Raw genomic sequence first — 15,492 nt, 5'->3', positions numbered from 1 at the left:
GATCGAGGCGGAGCCGATAGGGTCGGGACGTCCCCGAGCCGACGGCGCGCGGGACACCGAGGCACGAGGGGGATCCGGTGGGAGGCACGGTGACGGGGAGCGCGACGCGGCTGGACGACCAGGAGGGCCAGGGCGGCCCGACCGGTGGAGCGCTGTACCGCCAGGTCGCCGCGGACCTGCGGGAGGCGATCACCACCGGCGCGTACGGCGAGGCCGGCCGGCTGCCCGCGGAGGGCGCGCTGGCCGAGCGGTACGGCGTCTCGCGCGGCACCGTGCGCCAGGCGCTGGCGGTGCTGCGCGCCGACGGGCTGGTGACCTCGCGCCGCGGCACCCGCCGGGTGGTGCTGGGCAACGCCCGGGTGCAGAGCTTCTCCGAGCTGCTCAGCTTCACCCACTGGGCGCGCGCGATGGGCGAGGAGCCGGGCGGCCGGCTCGAATCGCTGGTGCGCCGCCAGGCCGACACCGCCGAGCGCGAGCAACTGCGCCTGGAGCCGGGCGCCGAGGTGTACGTGACGCTGCGGCTGCGCACCCTGTCGGGCACCGCCGTGATGGTGGAGCGCACCGTCTACCCGCCCCATGTCGGCGTGCTGGTGGCCCAATTGCCGCCGGACGTGGTCTCGCACACCGAGCACCTGCGGGAGCACGGCATCCTGTTCACCGACGCCGACCACACCATCGACGTGGTGGCCGCCAACGCCGAGGACGCCAAGCTGCTCGGCTGCCGGCGCGGCGCCCCGCTGCTGCGCGAGCGCCGTCGCACCACCGACCCCACCGGACGCCCGGTGGAGTGGTCGCAGGACCGCTACCTGCCCGGCACGGTCGCCTTCAGCGTGCACAACTCGATGGTGACGTCGGCGCTTTCGCGGCATGCGCGGGCCGCCGACGACTAGGAGCTGTCCGGCAAGATCGGCCGGACGGGGTCTGGGTCGGACGGGGCCTGGATCGGACGGGGCCCGGGTCGGACAGGGCCCGGGTCGGACGGGGCCCGGGCCCGCTCGCCTCGGGAGGCCGCCGGGTCAGCGCGCCATCAGGGCGGCCAGCAGCTCGCGGAAGTGCTCGAAGGGCGGGGTGTCCGCGTCAGCGGCCTTCGCCCGGTCGTCCCAGCGCCGGACCGCCACCGCGTCCGTGGCGCCGGGCAGTTCGGCGAAGGCCGCCGCCTGTTCGGCGTCCAGCGGGCCGCCCTGCACCCGCAGGGTGTAGGCGGAGGCCTCGGAGAGCTGCTCCCGGTAGGCGGGTTCGACCGAGCACAGGTAGCGCTTGGCGGCCACGTGCAGTCGCACCGGCTCGGTGACCTCGGGGCCGAACCACTGCGCCAGCCAGTCGGCGCCGGCCTCGCTGTGGTGGTTGTCCTGACCCAGCATCAGCTGACGGCCGGTCAGGGCGCCGGTGAAGTGGCCGACATCGTGCAGCAGTGCGGCGGCCACCAGGTGGTCGGGCGCCCCGTCGCGCTGGGCCAGCGCGGCGGCCTGCAGCATGTGCTCGGCCTGGGTGACCTGCTCTCCCAGGTACTCCGCCGCGCCCTCGCCCTCGAAGAGGCGCTGCAGTTCGTCCAGCGCGGCGGCGCGCCTCTCCAGCACCGCGAGGGTCGAGGCGAGCGAGTCCAGGTCGGCGTAGCAGCCCTGCAGGTGGCGCCCGCCTCGACCCTCGCGGTGCTGGGCGGTGTCCCCGGGCTCGAAGGCGGTGCGGGCGTGCAGCAGGCGGGTGTTGTCGAAGATCAGGCAGTCGCCCGCGCCGAGTCGGAACTCCAGCCGCAGCTCGGGGCGCAGGGTGATCGCGGCGAACGTCCGGTAGGCGGCGTAGAAGGCGTCGAGCTCGGCGGCGGGCAGGTGCAGCCGGCCGATCGAGCGGTTGTTGAGCCGCACCTCGCGGATCCGGCCGAGCGGGTCCAGCTCGATCAGCGGCCGGTCGGCGCGCAGTTCGGTGGCCCGGTCGCGGAAGACGAACGGCACCAGGGTGCGGGTCAGCACGGCGAACTCCTCCGGTGCCTGCTCCCGCAGCAGTTCGGCTGCCCGGAAGCCGTCCACCAGGCCCGAGTCGCCGCCGACCGCCGCGTTCTCCAGGCAGTGCAGCACCTGCAGGGTGGGCACCGGGTCGCGGTAGGGGTTGTCGGTGTGCGGGGCGATCGCCGCGCTGGTGAAGGCCAGGTTGTTCGGGTCCGGCTCGACCCGGACGTCGAAGAGCTCGCCGTAGTTGGTCACCCGCGGATGGCCGAAGCTCGCCACCACGTCGAGCACCTGCCGCGGGGTGGTCGGGACCTCGCGCAGCACCGCGAAGCCGAGCCGCAGCACCGCGCGCAGCACGGCGGCCCGCTCGGCGGGCTCGGCCAGGTACTGCGCCCAGTTCGCCTCGGGGAGCCCGGCGGCGAAGTCGGCGGCCTGCCAGCGCCGCTTGCCGGCCTCGGTGCGCCGGTCGTCCTCGTCCTCGTTCCCGTTCACGGCGGCGTTCTCGGCGGCGTTCTCGGCCTCGGCGGTCTTCCCGGCGGCGAGCCAGGGCAGCGGGTAGCGCGAGCGGTGGCCGTCGTTCCAGAGCACCTCCAGGTGCCCGTGCAGCTCGGTGGTGGCGGCGATCGCCAACTCCTCCGGCAGCTCGGTGACCTGGAAGAGCTTCTGGCCGTTGCGCGGGTTGCGGCACTCGGTGCAGGGGCAGTTGTCGCGCAGCCAGTACCGGGAGAGCGACGCGGTGGCGTCAGACATGGCGGGCCCTTCGGAAGGCGGTGGCCGACCGGGCGGGCGGCCGTGGCAGAGGGCGAGTTGTATAGCCAACTTCCCTCGGCCGGACTCTTCCGAGCGCTGGTGAGCGGTGACTGAACGGCGGATGGCGGGCAGTGGAACACCTGCGGACACGCGGCTGGCCCGGCCGCCGGGGAGGGGGAGCGGCGACCGGGCCGGTCTGCGGGGCGGCGGTCGGGCGGCCGCCGGCGGGGACTACCGGGTGGGCGGGGGACTACCGGGTGGGCGGGGGCGGGGGGCTACCGGGTGGGCGGCGGCAGGGCGGGGATGCCGGTGAAGACGGCGTCCGGGTCGAACCGGCGCTTGACGGCGAGCAGCCGCTCGGCGTTGGCGCCGAAGCCGGTCAGGGCCCGGTCACTCTCGTCCGGGCCCATCAGGTTGGCGTAGCCGCCGGGCAGGGCGAGCGCGGCCAGGTCGGCGGAGAGTGAGCGGGCCCAGGCGCGGTGCGCCTCGGCCCGGGCCTCGGTGCCCGGCGCCCAGGAGGCGGCGATCTCCACCAGCAGGTGGTCCCGGCGCAGCCCGAAGGCGGTGTCGGCCACCGGCACCCGGGTCGCGGCGCCGTGGAAGTGGTGCAGGTAGAGGCCGGAGAACGGCGCCGTCATCCGGGCGGCCGCCTCGGTCAGCACCTCGATCGACTCCGTCGTGTGCCCGGGTATCCACCGGGTGCGCATCTCGGTGTGCCGCCCGTTCTGGATGCTGTCGTCGAAGAGCGAGGCAACCTGCAGGTACGGCACCTGGGTGAACTCCCCGGCCACCGGGCTGCCCACACTCGCCAGCCTGGCCCGCCACGGCTCGGCGGCGGCCGGATCGCCGACCCAGAGCGGCAGCAGGAAGACCAGCGGCTCGGCATCCGGCACCGCGAAGAAGCCCGCCATCACGGTGAGTTCGTCCGGCGCCTCGGCGAGGATCTCGGCGTGCCCGCGCAGCACCGCGGCCGCCTGGGCCAGCGGGAAGAGCAGCAGGCCGCTGGTCACCGTGGTCAGCGGGTGCACCCGGTAGCGCAGTGAGGTCAGCACGCCGAAGTTGCCGCCGCCGCCGCGCAGCGCCCAGAACAGGTCCGGGTTCTCCTCCGCGCTCGCCGTCACCGACTCGCCGTCCGCCAGCACCACGTGGGCACCGACCAGGTTGTCCGAGGCCAGCCCGTGCGCGCCGGCGAGCAGCCCGTAGCCGCCGCCCAGGGTCAGCCCGGTCACGCCGACCGCCTTCACCGTGCCGGTGACCGGCGCGAAGCCGTGCCGGGCGGCCTCCTCGATCAGGTCGCCGGCCCGCGCCCCGCCCTGGACCTCGGCGGTGCCGGTCGCCGGGTCCACGGTGACCTGGCGCAGCCCGGACAGGTCCAGCACCACCCCGCCCTGGCGCAGCGCCCGCCCGGCCCAGTCGTGGCCGCCGCCGCGCACCGAGAGCGGCAGGCCGTGCTCGCGGGCGATCCGCACCGCCGCCCGCACGTCCTTCTCGCCGGCGCACCTGACGAGCACGGCCGGATGGTGGTCCACCGCGGCGTTCCAGACCTGCCGGGCCTGGTCGTAGCCCGGGTCGGCGGCCACCAGGACCTCGCCGCCGAGCGCGGCGCGCAGCGCGGCCGCGGCCTCGGCGGTCTCTCTGGGCAGGGCGGGGGAGCTGGTCATCGCATTCCTCACGGGTGAAGGGGGAAGAGCCTATTCGGTGTCGAGGATCAGCCGCCCGCGGACGTGGCCGCGCTCGCCGGTCCGGTGCGCCTCGGCGGCCTGGGCCAGCGGGAAGACCCGTTCGACGGCGATCCGCAGGCTGCCGTCGCCGAGCAGCGTGGCGATCTCGCCGAGCGCCGCGCCGTTCGGGCTGACGTAGGTGTAGCCGCCGCGCACCCCGCGGGCCGCCAGCAGCTCCTGGTAGCCGGCCTGTTGGCCCTTGAGCGTGACGATGATCCCGCCCGGCCGCAGCACCTGGGCCAGCTCGGCGAAGTCCGCTCCGCCGCGCGGGTCGAGCACCACGTCCACGTCCTTGACCGCGTCGGCCACCCGCCCGCTGCCGTAGTCGACCACCTGGTCGGCGCCGAGCTCGCGCAGGAACTCGTGGTTGGCCGCGGAGGCGGTGCCGATCACCTCGGCGCCCAGCGCCTTGGCCAGCTGCACGGCGACATGGCCGACCCCGCCGGCCGCGCCGGAGACCAGCACCCGCTGGCCCGAGGTGAGTTGGGCGTGGTCCACCAGGCTCTCCCAGGCGGTCAGCGTGACCATCGGCGCGCCGGCCGCCGCGTTGTGCTCCAGGCCGGCCGGCAGCTGCGCCAACTCGCCCTCGGGCGCGACCGCGTACTGCGCGTAGGCGCCGGCCAGTCGGGGGAAGCGCGGCATGCCGAAGACCTGGTCGCCGACCGCGAACCGGGTGGCGCCGGGGCCCAGCGCCGCCACGGTGCCGGACAGGTCCCAGCCGAGCACGGCCGGGAAGACGCCGATGCCCACTCCCTGGCCGATCCGGGTGGCCCAGTCGATCGCGTTGACGCCGGCCGCGTGGACCCGGATCAGCACCTCCCCGGCGCCGGGCACGGGCACCGGAAGGTCGGCCGGGCGCAGCAGCTCGGGGCCGCCGAGGCCGGTGAGGACGGCGGCGCGCATCGTCGCGGGGATCGGGGAGGTGGGCTGTGCCATGTGCTCTCTCGTTCCGTTCTTGTTGTGAGGGGGGCTTGCGGATGACAGATATCAGATTCTGTCAGCTGAAATCTGTCATCCCTCGTCGGTCATCCGCCATCAGGCCGCCGTCGGTCCGCCTCGCGCCGCCCTGGACCCGCTGCCGGATCCGCGGAACAGCGGATCCACCCCGGCCGATCGGCGATCGGCGGGCAGGTGACGACGGCGCCGACCTGCCCGGCGCCGACCTGCCCGGCGTTGCCTGCCGCCCGTCAGTCGCTGGTCAGCCAGGCCGGGTCGGCCGCGGCGGCGAGCGCGGTCATCCGCTGCTCGAAGCCGTCCAGCGCGCCGAACCAGACAGCCAGGTGCTCGGCTCCGGCGGCGTCCCAGGCGCGCAGCTCGCCCAGCACCTGCTCGATCGGCACCGCCGGGTCCTCCCAGGTGGTCCTGGCGCCGGTCTCGATCGGCCGCTCGGCCTGCCGGCGCACCTCGGCGGCCAGCGCGGCGAACTGCGCGGCGTCGATCGGCGGGCTCTGCCAGACGTCGGCCGCGCGCGCGGCCCGGCGCAGCGCGGCGGGCGAGGTGCCGCCGACCATGATCTTCAGACCCTTGCCCGGCCTGGGGCTGAAGGCCCCGGTCTCGAAGCCGAAGCGCTTGCCGGTGAACGGCCCCGCGCCTTCGGTGAAGAGCTGGCGCAGCAGCCGCAGCGACTCGTCGGTGCGGCCGGCCCGGTCGCTGAAGTCGGCGCCGACCGCCTCGAACTCCTGCCGTTCCCAGCCGAGTCCGACGCCCAGGGTGAAGCGGCCGCCGGAGAAGCGGTCGAGCGTGGCGACCTGCTTGGCCACCGCGAAGGGGTTGCGCTGGGCCAGCAGCAGCACCGATGTGCCCAGCCGCACCCGGGTGGTGGCGGCGGCGAGGTAGGAGAGGGTGACCAGCGGCTCGTAGACCACGCCGTAGTCGGCGGCCGGGGGCAGCAGGTGGTCGCCGAGCCAGAGGCCGTCATAGCCCAGCTGCTCGGCCTGCCGGGCCAGTTCGGTGATCCGGGCGGGTTCGGTCTCGGCGGACTCATTGGGCAGGACGACGTGCAGCCGCATGGACGTTCTCTCTCTGGGCTCGGTGCGGAAGTGGTCGGGTGCGGAAGCGGCCGGTTGCGCAAGCGGTTCGGCGCGCAACTGGCCCGGTGCGCGACTGGTTTGGCGCGCAACTGGCCCGGTGCGCGACTGGTTTGGCGCGCGGCCGGCTCGCTCCGGAGGCGGCCGGGTCGCGCCGGCGGGCCGGGCCCACCGGCGCGACCCGTGGCTCAGGGAGCCAGGTGCAGGTCGTGCCGCGGGGCGTTGTCGATGATCTGCTGGCGCTGCTCCGGGGTGAACGGCTGCGGCGCCTCACCGGCCCTGGCCTCCTGGCCGATCTCGGTGAAGAAGCTCTCCATGCCGCCCGGGGTGAAGAGGAAGAGCAGCCGGGAGACGTGCAGGCCGACATTGCGGAACCGGTGCCGGGTGCCGCGCGGCACGAAGACGAAGTCGCCCTCGCGGGCGATGAAGGTCTTCTCGCCGTTCAGGAACTCGATCTCGCCGGAGAGGATGAAGAAGGCCTCGTCGGCGTGCGGGTGGATGTGCGGCGGCGGGCCCCCGCCGGGCGGTACCGACGCCTCGGCGAAGGTCAGCGACCCGTTGGTGTTGTCCTTGGTCGCCTTGAACGTGTAAATCGCGTCGCCGAACCAGGTGGTGGGACCGGTGCCCGCCGGGTGGTGGATGACGTTCCCCTCCGGGTGGGCGCCGTGCGCCGGCGCTTTCACTTCCACGCTGCTGGTCATGGTGCCTCCGATGTCTCCTGGGGACGCCCGGCCGCACCACGTCGCGGCCTTTTGGAGAAAGAGCTCTGCCGGTGAATTCCGGGGCGGGAAGGGGCGATCGAGGGTGCCCTGGAATCCGGCGGTGCGGGGGCGTTGGTCTCCGTGGATCGAGGACTTGCTCACTGGAGTCAACCACGGCAGTCATGGCGAGTCAATCAAAGAGTAGAGACCAGCACCCTTGCTGCTGCTTATGTCTGATGATGTATCAGGAGTTGATAATGCGGAACTCGGCGGGTTTCCGCCGGTGATGTGACGCTGTATTGACCGGAGAAGTCACAGAGAAAGCCCGGCGCCCCCCGGAAGCCTTCGCGCCGGGCCTTCCGCTGTCACCCTGGCGGGTGATTGCCAGGGGGCCGTGATTGCCCAGGGGCCGCGCCGTAGAGTGCGGGCATGACGGATGGCGTGGTGCTGCACATCAAGGGCCGGATCCTGGTCGGGCCCGACGAGGTCCGGGACGAACTCTGGGTGCTCGACGGCCGGGTGAGCTACCAGCGGCCCGCCGGCGCCCGGGAGGTCCGCACGGTCACCGGCTGGGCGCTGCCGGGTCTGGTCGACGCGCACTGCCACGTCGGCCTGGACGCGCACGGCGCGGTCGACGAGGCCACCAGCGAGAAGCAGGCGATCACCGACCGCGAGGCCGGCACGCTGCTGATCCGCGACGCGGGATCGGCCGCCGACACCCGGTGGATCGACGACCGCGAGGACCTGCCCAGGATCATCAGGGCCGGCCGCCACATCGCCCGCACCCGCCGCTACATCCGCAACTACGCGCACGAGATCGAGCCCGGCGACCTGACCGCCTACGTGGTCGCGGAGGCCCGGCGCGGCGACGGCTGGGTCAAGCTGGTCGGCGACTGGATCGACCGCGAGCGCGGCGACCTGGCCGCCTGTTGGCCCGCCGACGCGCTGGCCGAGGCGATCGCGGCGGCGCACGCCGAGGGCGCGCGGGTCACCGCGCACTGCTTCGCCGCCGAGTCGCTGCCCGACCTGCTGGCGGCCGGCATCGACTGCGTCGAGCACGCCACCGGGCTGACCGAGGAGCTGATCCCGGTCTTCGCCGAGCGGGGGGTGGCCATCGTGCCGACCCTGGTCAACATCGCGACCTTCCCGAAGCTGGCCGAGGGCGGCGAGGCGCGGTTCCCCGCCTGGTCCGCGCACATGCGCCGGCTGCACGAGCGGCGCTACGACACGGTGGGCGCCGCGCACGAGGCGGGCGTGCCGGTCTACGTCGGGACGGACGCGGGCGGCTCGCTCGCCCACGGCCTGGTCGCGGCCGAGGTGGCCGAGCTGGTCAAGGCCGGCCTGAGCGCCACCGAGGCGATCTCGGCGGCCAGTTGGGGCGCCCGGTCATGGCTCGGCCGGGAGGGCCTGACGGAGGGCGCCCCGGCGGACCTGGTGGTCTACGGGACGGACCCGCGCGCCGACGTCCGCGTGCTGGCGGACCCGCGCCTGGTGGTGCTCCGCGGGCGCCCGATGGGCTGACGGCGGCGCTGTCGGCTGGGCCGATAGACACCTCACGGTGTGAAGCCGTCAAGCTGATGGCTCGGGATGCCCATGTAGCCTGTCGATTCGTTCGATTTGGGGATCGGAGTGGGGCATCAGTGATCTGGACTGAGCTGATTGGCGCGCTGCCGGGGGAGCTGACGCTGCAACCGCCGGCGCCTGAACCCGCTCTCGCCGAGGCCCAGCAGCTGCTTGGCCATCCGCTGCCGGACGAGCTGGCCGCGCTGCTGCGAGAGAGCAACGGCGTCGGAGCTGAGTACGGGCTGGAGTTGATCTGGCCGATCGAACGGATCGCCACCGACAACCTGGTCCTCCGACGTGACGCCGACCTGGCGAAGCTCTACATGCCGTTCGACCCCCTGCTTTTCATCGGCGACGCGGGCAACGGCGATCAGTTCGCGCTCGTCCCGCACACCCGCCGCCCCGACGTGTTCGTCTGGGATCACGAGAACGACAGCCGGACCTGGGTAGCGCCGGGCCTGGCGAAGTACCTCGACTGGTGGCTCACCGGCAAGATCAACCTCTAGCGACGATCCCTGGTCTATGCAGCAGCCGTGGCAAGGGCCGTTTGCGGGGTCGGGAAGGCTGTGTGTTCGTCGAAGGGCTGGCGGGCCTTGAGGCAGTGGTAGAGCTGGCCGAGCATGCGGTTGAACAGGTTGCGCTGGGCGGCGGCGTGCCAGTCTCCGGCGTCGTCGCGGCGGCGTCGGTAGTGGGCCTTGGCTCCGGGTGAGGCGGTGAGCGCGGCGAAGGCCCACAGGTAGCCGGCGTGGTTGAGCCGGTCGTTCTTCACCCATCGGCGGGTGATGCTCGACTTCTTGCCGGAGGCCCGGGTGACGGGGGAGGCGCCGGCGTAGGCCTTGAGGCCGCGGGCGTCGGCGAAGCGCTGGCGATCGTCGCCGATCTCGGCCAGCACCCGGGCGCCGAGCTGGATGCCGAGGCCGGGGAAGCTGAGGATGATCTCAGCGTCCGGGTGCTGAGGGAACGCCTCCTCCACCGCCTGGGCGAGGTCGTCAGCCGCGATGCAGGCGGCCGTGAGCTGGCCGAGCAGGGCCAGCATCTGCTTGCCGAGCGCTTCCTCGACCAGGGTGGGTTGGTGGGCCCACTCCGCACGGAACGCTTCGCGCAGGCGCTCGGCTTCCGGCTCGATGCCGCGCTGGCGGCCGGCCCGCTTGAGGGCCGCGGTGATCTGAGCACGAGTCAGCCGGGCGGCCTGGAGCGGGGTGGGGGCAAGCCTGAGCAGCTCGCGGGCTTCTGGCCTGCACAGGCCGTTGGCCCATTTGGCGAAGGCGTCCAGGGCGGCGGGGTAGTACTCGCGCATCAGGGAGCGGAGCTGGTTGGCGAGCTGCTGGCGGTTCCAGACCGCGTCCTGCTGGGCCCGGGCGAGGACGGCGATGGCGCGGACCAGGTCGCTGTCGTCGGGCAGGGGCCGGTGGGCGTGCATGTCGGTGCGCAGGATGTTCGCCAGGACCAGCGCGTCGCCCGGGTCGGACTTCTTGCGGGAGACGGCGTGCCGATCGCGGTAACGGGCGGCGGCCAACGGGTTGATCGCGAACACCTGCCGCTTGCCGGTCCGCAGCACCGCGACCAGCAGCCCGCGCGAGGTCTCGATGGCGACCGGCATCGGGTTCTCCTCGGTGTCGCCGTACTCGGCGAGCAGGTCCAGCAGGATCTTGTAGCCGGCTGCGTCGTCGGTGATGTGGCGCTTGGCCAGAAGCTGACCGGTGTCGTCGACCAGGGCGACGTCGTGCGTCTTCTCGGCCCAGTCGATGCCGCAGTAGATCAAGATTCCCTCCCAGGGCGCGGGTGTTTGCGCTGGTTACGAGCGCATGCGGGCCACGCAGCGACCTAATTCCGGTCGGTCCGCCACCTCACTAGCCGTTCGTGGCACCAGCGCGCCGCGCGGGCCTCGGTCTGTTGAGGGAGCTCAGGCAGCTCGGGTAGATCGAGAGGTCACCGCGCGGCGGGCTCGCACCACCAACACCAACGAGTGATCAGGCGCAAGGTATTGACGGTGGTGGCGGCCACGAAGGCGCCGAACGTCGCCGGTCTGGGGTAGGGCCTGCACGGCCGGATAACAGAAAGGCATCCGTCCGGCGCCCACGTGACCGCCACCACCACGAGCGCCGGGCCGTGTGCCGCTCTATCGGGAGGCCTCGACGACCGGGGTGAGACAGGGCATCACGCCCCCGGCGCTCGAACGGACCGGTGGCAACCCCTGGCTCCCACCATCCGCTAACAAGGAATTAGGGTGAGCACCATGGCACCGCGTCCCCTTCACGAGATCGTCGAACCCGGCTGGGCCCAGGCCCTGCAGCCGGTGGCCGGGCGGGTCGCCGCCATGGGCGAGTTCCTGCGCGGCGAGCTGGCCGCCGGGCGCACCTATCTGCCCGCCGGACCCGATGTGCTGCGCGCCTTCCAAGAGCCGTTCGCGGACGTGCGGGTGCTGATCGTCGGTCAGGACCCTTATCCCACCCCCGGCCACGCGGTGGGGCTGAGCTTCTCGGTCGCCCCGCAGGTGCGGCCGATCCCCGGCAGTCTGGTCAACATCTACCGCGAGTACGGGCAGGACCTCGGCTTCCCGCCACCCGCCAACGGTGACCTCACCCCCTGGACCGAGCAGGGCGTGCTGCTGCTCAACCGGGCCCTCACCACCGCGCCCGGCAAGCCGGCCGCGCACCGGGGCAAGGGCTGGGAGGAGGTCACCGAGCAGGCGATCCGGGCGCTGGTGGCCCGTGGCACCCCGCTGGTGTCGATCCTCTGGGGTCGGGACGCGCGCAACCTGCGGCCGCTGCTCGGGCAGTTGCCGGCGATCGAGTCGGCGCACCCGAGCCCGATGTCGGCGGACCGCGGCTTCTTCGGCTCCCGCCCGTTCAGCCGCGCCAACGACCTGCTGGTCAAGCAGGGCGCGCAGCCGGTGGACTGGCGACTGCCGTGACGACACGTGCAACTGCCACGGCCTGCTCGTGATCGCGCTCACCGACGACACGGGCAGCCTGGTGTGGCCCGACGGTGGCCGAAGAACCGCCGTCAGACGTCGCGGGAGCGGAAGGCCGCCACGACCACAGCGACCGAGCCGACCGCCCACGCGCCGAACGAGATCCATGAATGGGTGGCGGACGGGTGGTGGCCGACGATCCCCCCGGTGGGGCCCAGCGCGGTCAGGAAGATCCATCCGGAGAAGGGCCAACTGTTGACCACGAAGGTGAACAGTTGGCCGGTGTGGAAGAGCGTGTCGAGGGTGGACGAGCCGCCCATGAACAGCGGCACCATCACGAAGTAGACGAAGAGGGCGAACACGGTGGGCGCGGTGTGGCGAATGAGCGAGGCGGCGGTCATGCCGATCAGGCCGGACACCGGGAACGCGAGTACGGTGGCCAGCATCCACCGGCCGAGACCGGGGGTGCTCCAGGACCAGGCGGTGAGCCGGTCCGAGTAGCAGGCCAGGGTGATGGCCCAGCTCAGCACGGCGACGAGCGCGCCGACGACGGTCGTTACGGCGGTCACGACGCTGATCTTGGCGAGCAGTACCCGGCTGCGGTTCGGCACGGCGATGAAGGTGGTGCGGATCATGCCGCTGGCCAGTTCGCCGAGCATGGTCTGGGCGCCGATCACGCCGGCGATGGTCATGAGCAGGCAGAACATGACGGGAAAGAGGGCGTCATGCCCGGGGTCGTAGATCTGCTTGAACGAGTCGGGGTAGCTCGGCCAGTTGTTGTACGCCGTGGTGGCCACCTTCCAGGCGGAGATGCAGGCCAGCACGGGGGCGGCGGTGACCACGATGAAGGTCGAGCGCAACGACCAGAGCTTGATCCACTCCGCGCCGAACAGGTCGAGCCAGCGGGCGGGTGACCCGACAGGAGGCCGGGTCCTGGTGGTGGGCACTGCTGCGAGGGTGGTCATCGGCCCTCACCCCTCTCCGAGGACGCGACTGCGGCGCGGTACTGGACACTGTCCGCGGTCAGCTGCATGAACGCGTCTTCCAACGTCCCACCGTGGGCAGTGACTTCGTGGACCATGACGTGGTGGGTGAAGGCGAGCTCGTTGATGCGGGTCGCGGTCAGTCCGGTGACGTTCAGGACACCCGGGCCCTCGGAGAGCACCGAGCCGCCCGCGTCCCGCAGGACCCCGGTCAGTGCGGTCGGGTCCGGAGTGCGCACGGTGACGCCGGCGGTGGTGGCGCGGGCAGCGAAGTCCCCGGCGGGCTCGTCGGCGATCAGCCGGCCACCGCCGATCACGATGAGGTGGTCGGCGGTGTTCGCCATCTCGCTCATCATGTGGCTGGAGACGAAGACGGTGCGCCCCTCGGCGGCCAGGCTCCGGAACAGCTCACGCGCCCACCTGATGCCCTCCGGGTCGAGGCCGTTGACCGGCTCGTCGAAGATCAGGACCGGCGGGTCGCCGAGCAGCGCGGTGGCGATGCCCAGGCGCTGGCGCATCCCGAGCGACAACCCGCCGATCCGCCGTCGGCCCGCCCCGCCCAGACCGACCGTCTCCAGGGCCTCCTGGACCCGGCGCTTCGGCAGGCCGTTGCTGCAGGCCAGCGCCGCCAGATGCGCCTTGGCGGTGCGCCCCTTGTGGAGGTCGTTGGCGTCCAGCAGCGCACCCACGTGGCGCATGCCGGTGCCGAAGTCGCGGTACCGGCGGCCGTCGATGGTCGCGGTGCCCTTGGTGGGAGTGTTCAGTCCCAGCAGCATGCGCAGCGTCGTGCTCTTGCCCGAGCCGTTGGGGCCGAGGAACCCGGTCACCCGGCCGGGCCGCACGGTGAACGTCAGGCCGTCCACCGCCAGGACGTCGCCGTACCGCTTGGTCAGTTCGTTGGTTTCGATCACGCATCGGATGCTGTCGCGGTTCGGGCCCCGCCACATCGGTCGCCAGAGCGGACCGCGACGCTGGCGCATCGGTCTGCAGGATGACGCCCGGGGAGCGATTTCACCAGTTCATCGCGCGGTTAGCATCGCGGCGTGAATCAACCTCTGAAGGTGCCCGTACTGCCGCGGCGGTTGCCCGACGCCCTGACGGCCCTGAGCTGGTGCGGCGTCCCCGCGTTCGCGATCGTGCTGCTCGGCGCCACGATCGCCGGGGACGGGCGCTCGCTCTCCCTGGGGCGGCACGAAGGCTTCGCCGCCCCCCTGCTCATGGTGGCAGCGGCCGTCGTTCTGGCACTGCCGATCGGTTGGGCCGGCCGGCGACCGGTGCCGGTGCTGGGAGTCGTGCTGGTCGAGGCGATCGGGGCGTGGGTCTACGGGGGGAGGACCTGGCCGCTCATGCTGGCGGCGGTCATCCTGGTCTTCTACGTCACCATCACCCAGGTACAGCGCACCGCGGCCGCGGCCGCGGGCAGCGTGCTGATCACCTGGGGCATCGTCAACATGGCCGACACGCCCGGCGTGGATCTGCTGAACGACTTCAAGGTTCCGTCGGCCTACCAGGTGGTGATCATCTTCATCGCCTGGATCCTCGGCAGCTGGATCCGGCTGCGGCAGAACCACGCCGAGACCCTGCGCGCCCAGGCCACGACCCAGGCGGTCCAGGCCGAACGGCTGCGGATCGCAAGGGAGTTGCACGACATGGTCGCGCACAGCGTGGGCATCGTCGCGATCCACGCCGGTGCGGCGGCCCGAGCCATCGAGATCGAACCGGCCGGAGCCCGCGAGTCCCTGACCGTCATCGAGAACACCAGCCGAGAGACCTTGGCGGGACTGCGCCGCATGCTGGTCGCACTGCGGGAAGCCGACTCGGAGGAAGCGGAGACGACCCCCGCACCGGGCCTCGCGGACATCGAGGGGTTGGCCGCGACGGCCGCGGACGCCGGAGTGGAAGTCGCCGTCCAGTGGCGCGGTGAGCAGCGCCGGCTTCCCGCCGAGATCGACCTGTCCGCCTACCGCATCATTCAGGAGTCCCTGACCAACGTGCTGCGACACGCGAGCGCCGCCACCTGCCGCATCCACGTCGACTACGGGGCAGACGGGCTCGACATCGAGGTCGTGGACGACGGACGCGGCAGTGCGAGCGGCGGCAGCGCCGGGCCCGGCTTCGGCATCGCCGGGATGCGCGAGCGCGTCAGCCTGCTGCACGGCCAGTTCAGCGCCGGACCGAGGCCCGAGGGCGGGTTCCGGGTGGCGGCTAGGCTGCCGGTATGACGATCACTGTCGTACTCGCCGACGACCAGCCGCTGGTGCGCGCCGGACTGCGGCTGCTCATCGCCAGCGCGCCGGACATCGAGATCGTAGGGGAGGCCGGCACCGGAACCGAGGCGGTCCAACTGGCCAAGGAACTGCGCCCCGACGTCGTGGTGATGGACATCCGGATGCCCGTCATGGACGGCATCGAGGCCACCCGGCGGATCAAGGCCCACGCCGCGGGGGTGGGGCCCGGGGCGGTGGGGGTGGTGATGCTCACCACGTTCGACGACAACGAGAACGTGTACGCCGCGCTGTACGCCGGAGCCAGCGGATTCCTGGTCAAGGACACGGTGCTGGACGAGATCCTCGCAGCGATCCGCGTGGTGGCCGGTGGTGAGGCCCTGCTCGCTCCAGGCGTCACGCGCCGCCTCATCGAGCGGTTCACCGACCAGGCGCAGGCCGCCGAACCACGGCGGAGGCTCAAGGGGATCACCGAGCGCGAACGCGAGGTCCTGACCCTGATCGGGCGGGGCATGTCCAACAGTGAGATCTCCACCCACCTGCACATCAGCATGGCCACCGCCAAGACCCATGTGGCACGGCTGCTCGCCAAGCTCGACGCGCGCGACCGGGTGCAGCTCGCCATTGCCGCCCATGAGGCGAAGATCGTCCCGCAGTCCGACTGA

At 72.6% G+C, this 15,492-nt stretch carries 14 protein-coding genes; 6 read left to right on the top strand and 8 right to left on the bottom strand.

Going from position 1 to position 15,492, the window contains the following annotated elements; genetic code table 11:
• The first annotated feature begins 89 nt into the window (after positions 1 to 89).
• A complete protein-coding gene (locus OG455_RS11600; RefSeq protein ID WP_266292786.1) occupies positions 90 to 890 on the top strand; it encodes a GntR family transcriptional regulator in 801 nt (266 codons plus the stop codon).
• A 126-nt stretch (positions 891 to 1,016) separates the two neighbouring features.
• Here OG455_RS11600 and OG455_RS11595 read toward each other — a convergent pair whose 3' ends face one another.
• The 5 genes from OG455_RS11595 to OG455_RS11575 all read right to left on the bottom strand — a co-directional run bounded on the left by OG455_RS11595 (position 1,017) and on the right by OG455_RS11575 (position 7,142).
• On the bottom strand, positions 1,017 to 2,693 hold the full coding sequence (locus OG455_RS11595) for a phosphonate degradation HD-domain oxygenase (protein ID WP_266292784.1): 1,677 nt from the start codon (positions 2,691 to 2,693) through the stop codon (positions 1,017 to 1,019).
• A 275-nt stretch (positions 2,694 to 2,968) separates the two neighbouring features.
• Positions 2,969 to 4,354: an FAD-binding oxidoreductase gene (locus OG455_RS11590; protein WP_266292782.1), complete on the bottom strand. Its 1,386-nt coding sequence runs from the start codon at positions 4,352 to 4,354 to the stop codon at positions 2,969 to 2,971.
• Positions 4,355 to 4,384: 30 nt separating this feature from the next.
• On the bottom strand, positions 4,385 to 5,350 hold the full coding sequence (locus OG455_RS11585) for an NADP-dependent oxidoreductase (RefSeq protein WP_266292780.1): 966 nt from the start codon (positions 5,348 to 5,350) through the stop codon (positions 4,385 to 4,387).
• A 251-nt stretch (positions 5,351 to 5,601) separates the two neighbouring features.
• A complete protein-coding gene (locus OG455_RS11580; protein WP_266292778.1) occupies positions 5,602 to 6,423 on the bottom strand; it encodes a TIGR03619 family F420-dependent LLM class oxidoreductase in 822 nt (273 codons plus the stop codon).
• Positions 6,424 to 6,629: 206 nt separating this feature from the next.
• On the bottom strand, positions 6,630 to 7,142 hold the full coding sequence (locus OG455_RS11575; RefSeq protein WP_266292776.1) for a cupin domain-containing protein: 513 nt from the start codon (positions 7,140 to 7,142) through the stop codon (positions 6,630 to 6,632).
• A gap of 429 nt (positions 7,143 to 7,571) precedes the next feature.
• On the opposite strand from OG455_RS11575, the gene OG455_RS11570 reads away from it, so the two are divergent.
• Positions 7,572 to 8,663 carry an amidohydrolase family protein gene (locus tag OG455_RS11570; RefSeq protein WP_266292774.1) on the top strand — a complete coding sequence of 364 codons (1,092 nt, stop codon included), beginning with the start codon at positions 7,572 to 7,574 and terminating at the stop codon, positions 8,661 to 8,663.
• A gap of 119 nt (positions 8,664 to 8,782) precedes the next feature.
• On the top strand, positions 8,783 to 9,211 hold the full coding sequence (locus OG455_RS11565) for an SMI1/KNR4 family protein (protein ID WP_266292772.1): 429 nt from the start codon (positions 8,783 to 8,785) through the stop codon (positions 9,209 to 9,211).
• A 14-nt stretch (positions 9,212 to 9,225) separates the two neighbouring features.
• On the opposite strand, the gene OG455_RS11560 is transcribed toward OG455_RS11565, so the two are convergent.
• Positions 9,226 to 10,467 carry an IS110 family transposase gene (locus tag OG455_RS11560; RefSeq protein WP_266292770.1) on the bottom strand — a complete coding sequence of 414 codons (1,242 nt, stop codon included), beginning with the start codon at positions 10,465 to 10,467 and terminating at the stop codon, positions 9,226 to 9,228.
• 474 nt (positions 10,468 to 10,941) lie between these two features.
• On the opposite strand from OG455_RS11560, the gene OG455_RS11555 reads away from it, so the two are divergent.
• The gene (locus OG455_RS11555) at positions 10,942 to 11,619 is read left to right on the top strand and encodes a uracil-DNA glycosylase (protein WP_266292768.1); all 678 of its coding nucleotides are present in this window, start codon (positions 10,942 to 10,944) and stop codon (positions 11,617 to 11,619) included.
• A gap of 92 nt (positions 11,620 to 11,711) precedes the next feature.
• Here OG455_RS11555 and OG455_RS11550 read toward each other — a convergent pair whose 3' ends face one another.
• Both OG455_RS11550 and OG455_RS11545 read right to left on the bottom strand, forming a co-directional pair.
• Positions 11,712 to 12,584, bottom strand: coding sequence for a hypothetical protein (locus tag OG455_RS11550; protein ID WP_266292766.1), 873 nt, complete (start codon positions 12,582 to 12,584; stop codon positions 11,712 to 11,714).
• Complete coding sequence (locus OG455_RS11545; protein WP_266292764.1) at positions 12,581 to 13,513, bottom strand: ATP-binding cassette domain-containing protein; 933 nt, start codon at positions 13,511 to 13,513, stop codon at positions 12,581 to 12,583. The genes OG455_RS11550 and OG455_RS11545 overlap by 4 nt, the downstream gene beginning before the upstream one ends.
• 132 nt (positions 13,514 to 13,645) lie before the next feature.
• On the opposite strand from OG455_RS11545, the gene OG455_RS11540 reads away from it, so the two are divergent.
• Together OG455_RS11540 and OG455_RS11535 are read left to right on the top strand one after the other, a co-directional pair.
• A complete protein-coding gene (locus OG455_RS11540) occupies positions 13,646 to 14,824 on the top strand; it encodes a sensor histidine kinase (protein WP_266292762.1) in 1,179 nt (392 codons plus the stop codon).
• Complete coding sequence (locus OG455_RS11535) at positions 14,821 to 15,492, top strand: response regulator transcription factor (protein WP_266292760.1); 672 nt, start codon at positions 14,821 to 14,823, stop codon at positions 15,490 to 15,492. Before OG455_RS11540 ends, OG455_RS11535 begins: the two co-directional genes overlap by 4 nt.

This window comes from Kitasatospora sp. NBC_01287 (assembly GCF_026340565.1).
Lineage (GTDB): Bacteria > Actinomycetota > Actinomycetes > Streptomycetales > Streptomycetaceae > Kitasatospora.
Note: the sequence above shows the minus strand (reverse complement) of the source record. Positions and strands in the feature narration are given on the sequence as shown.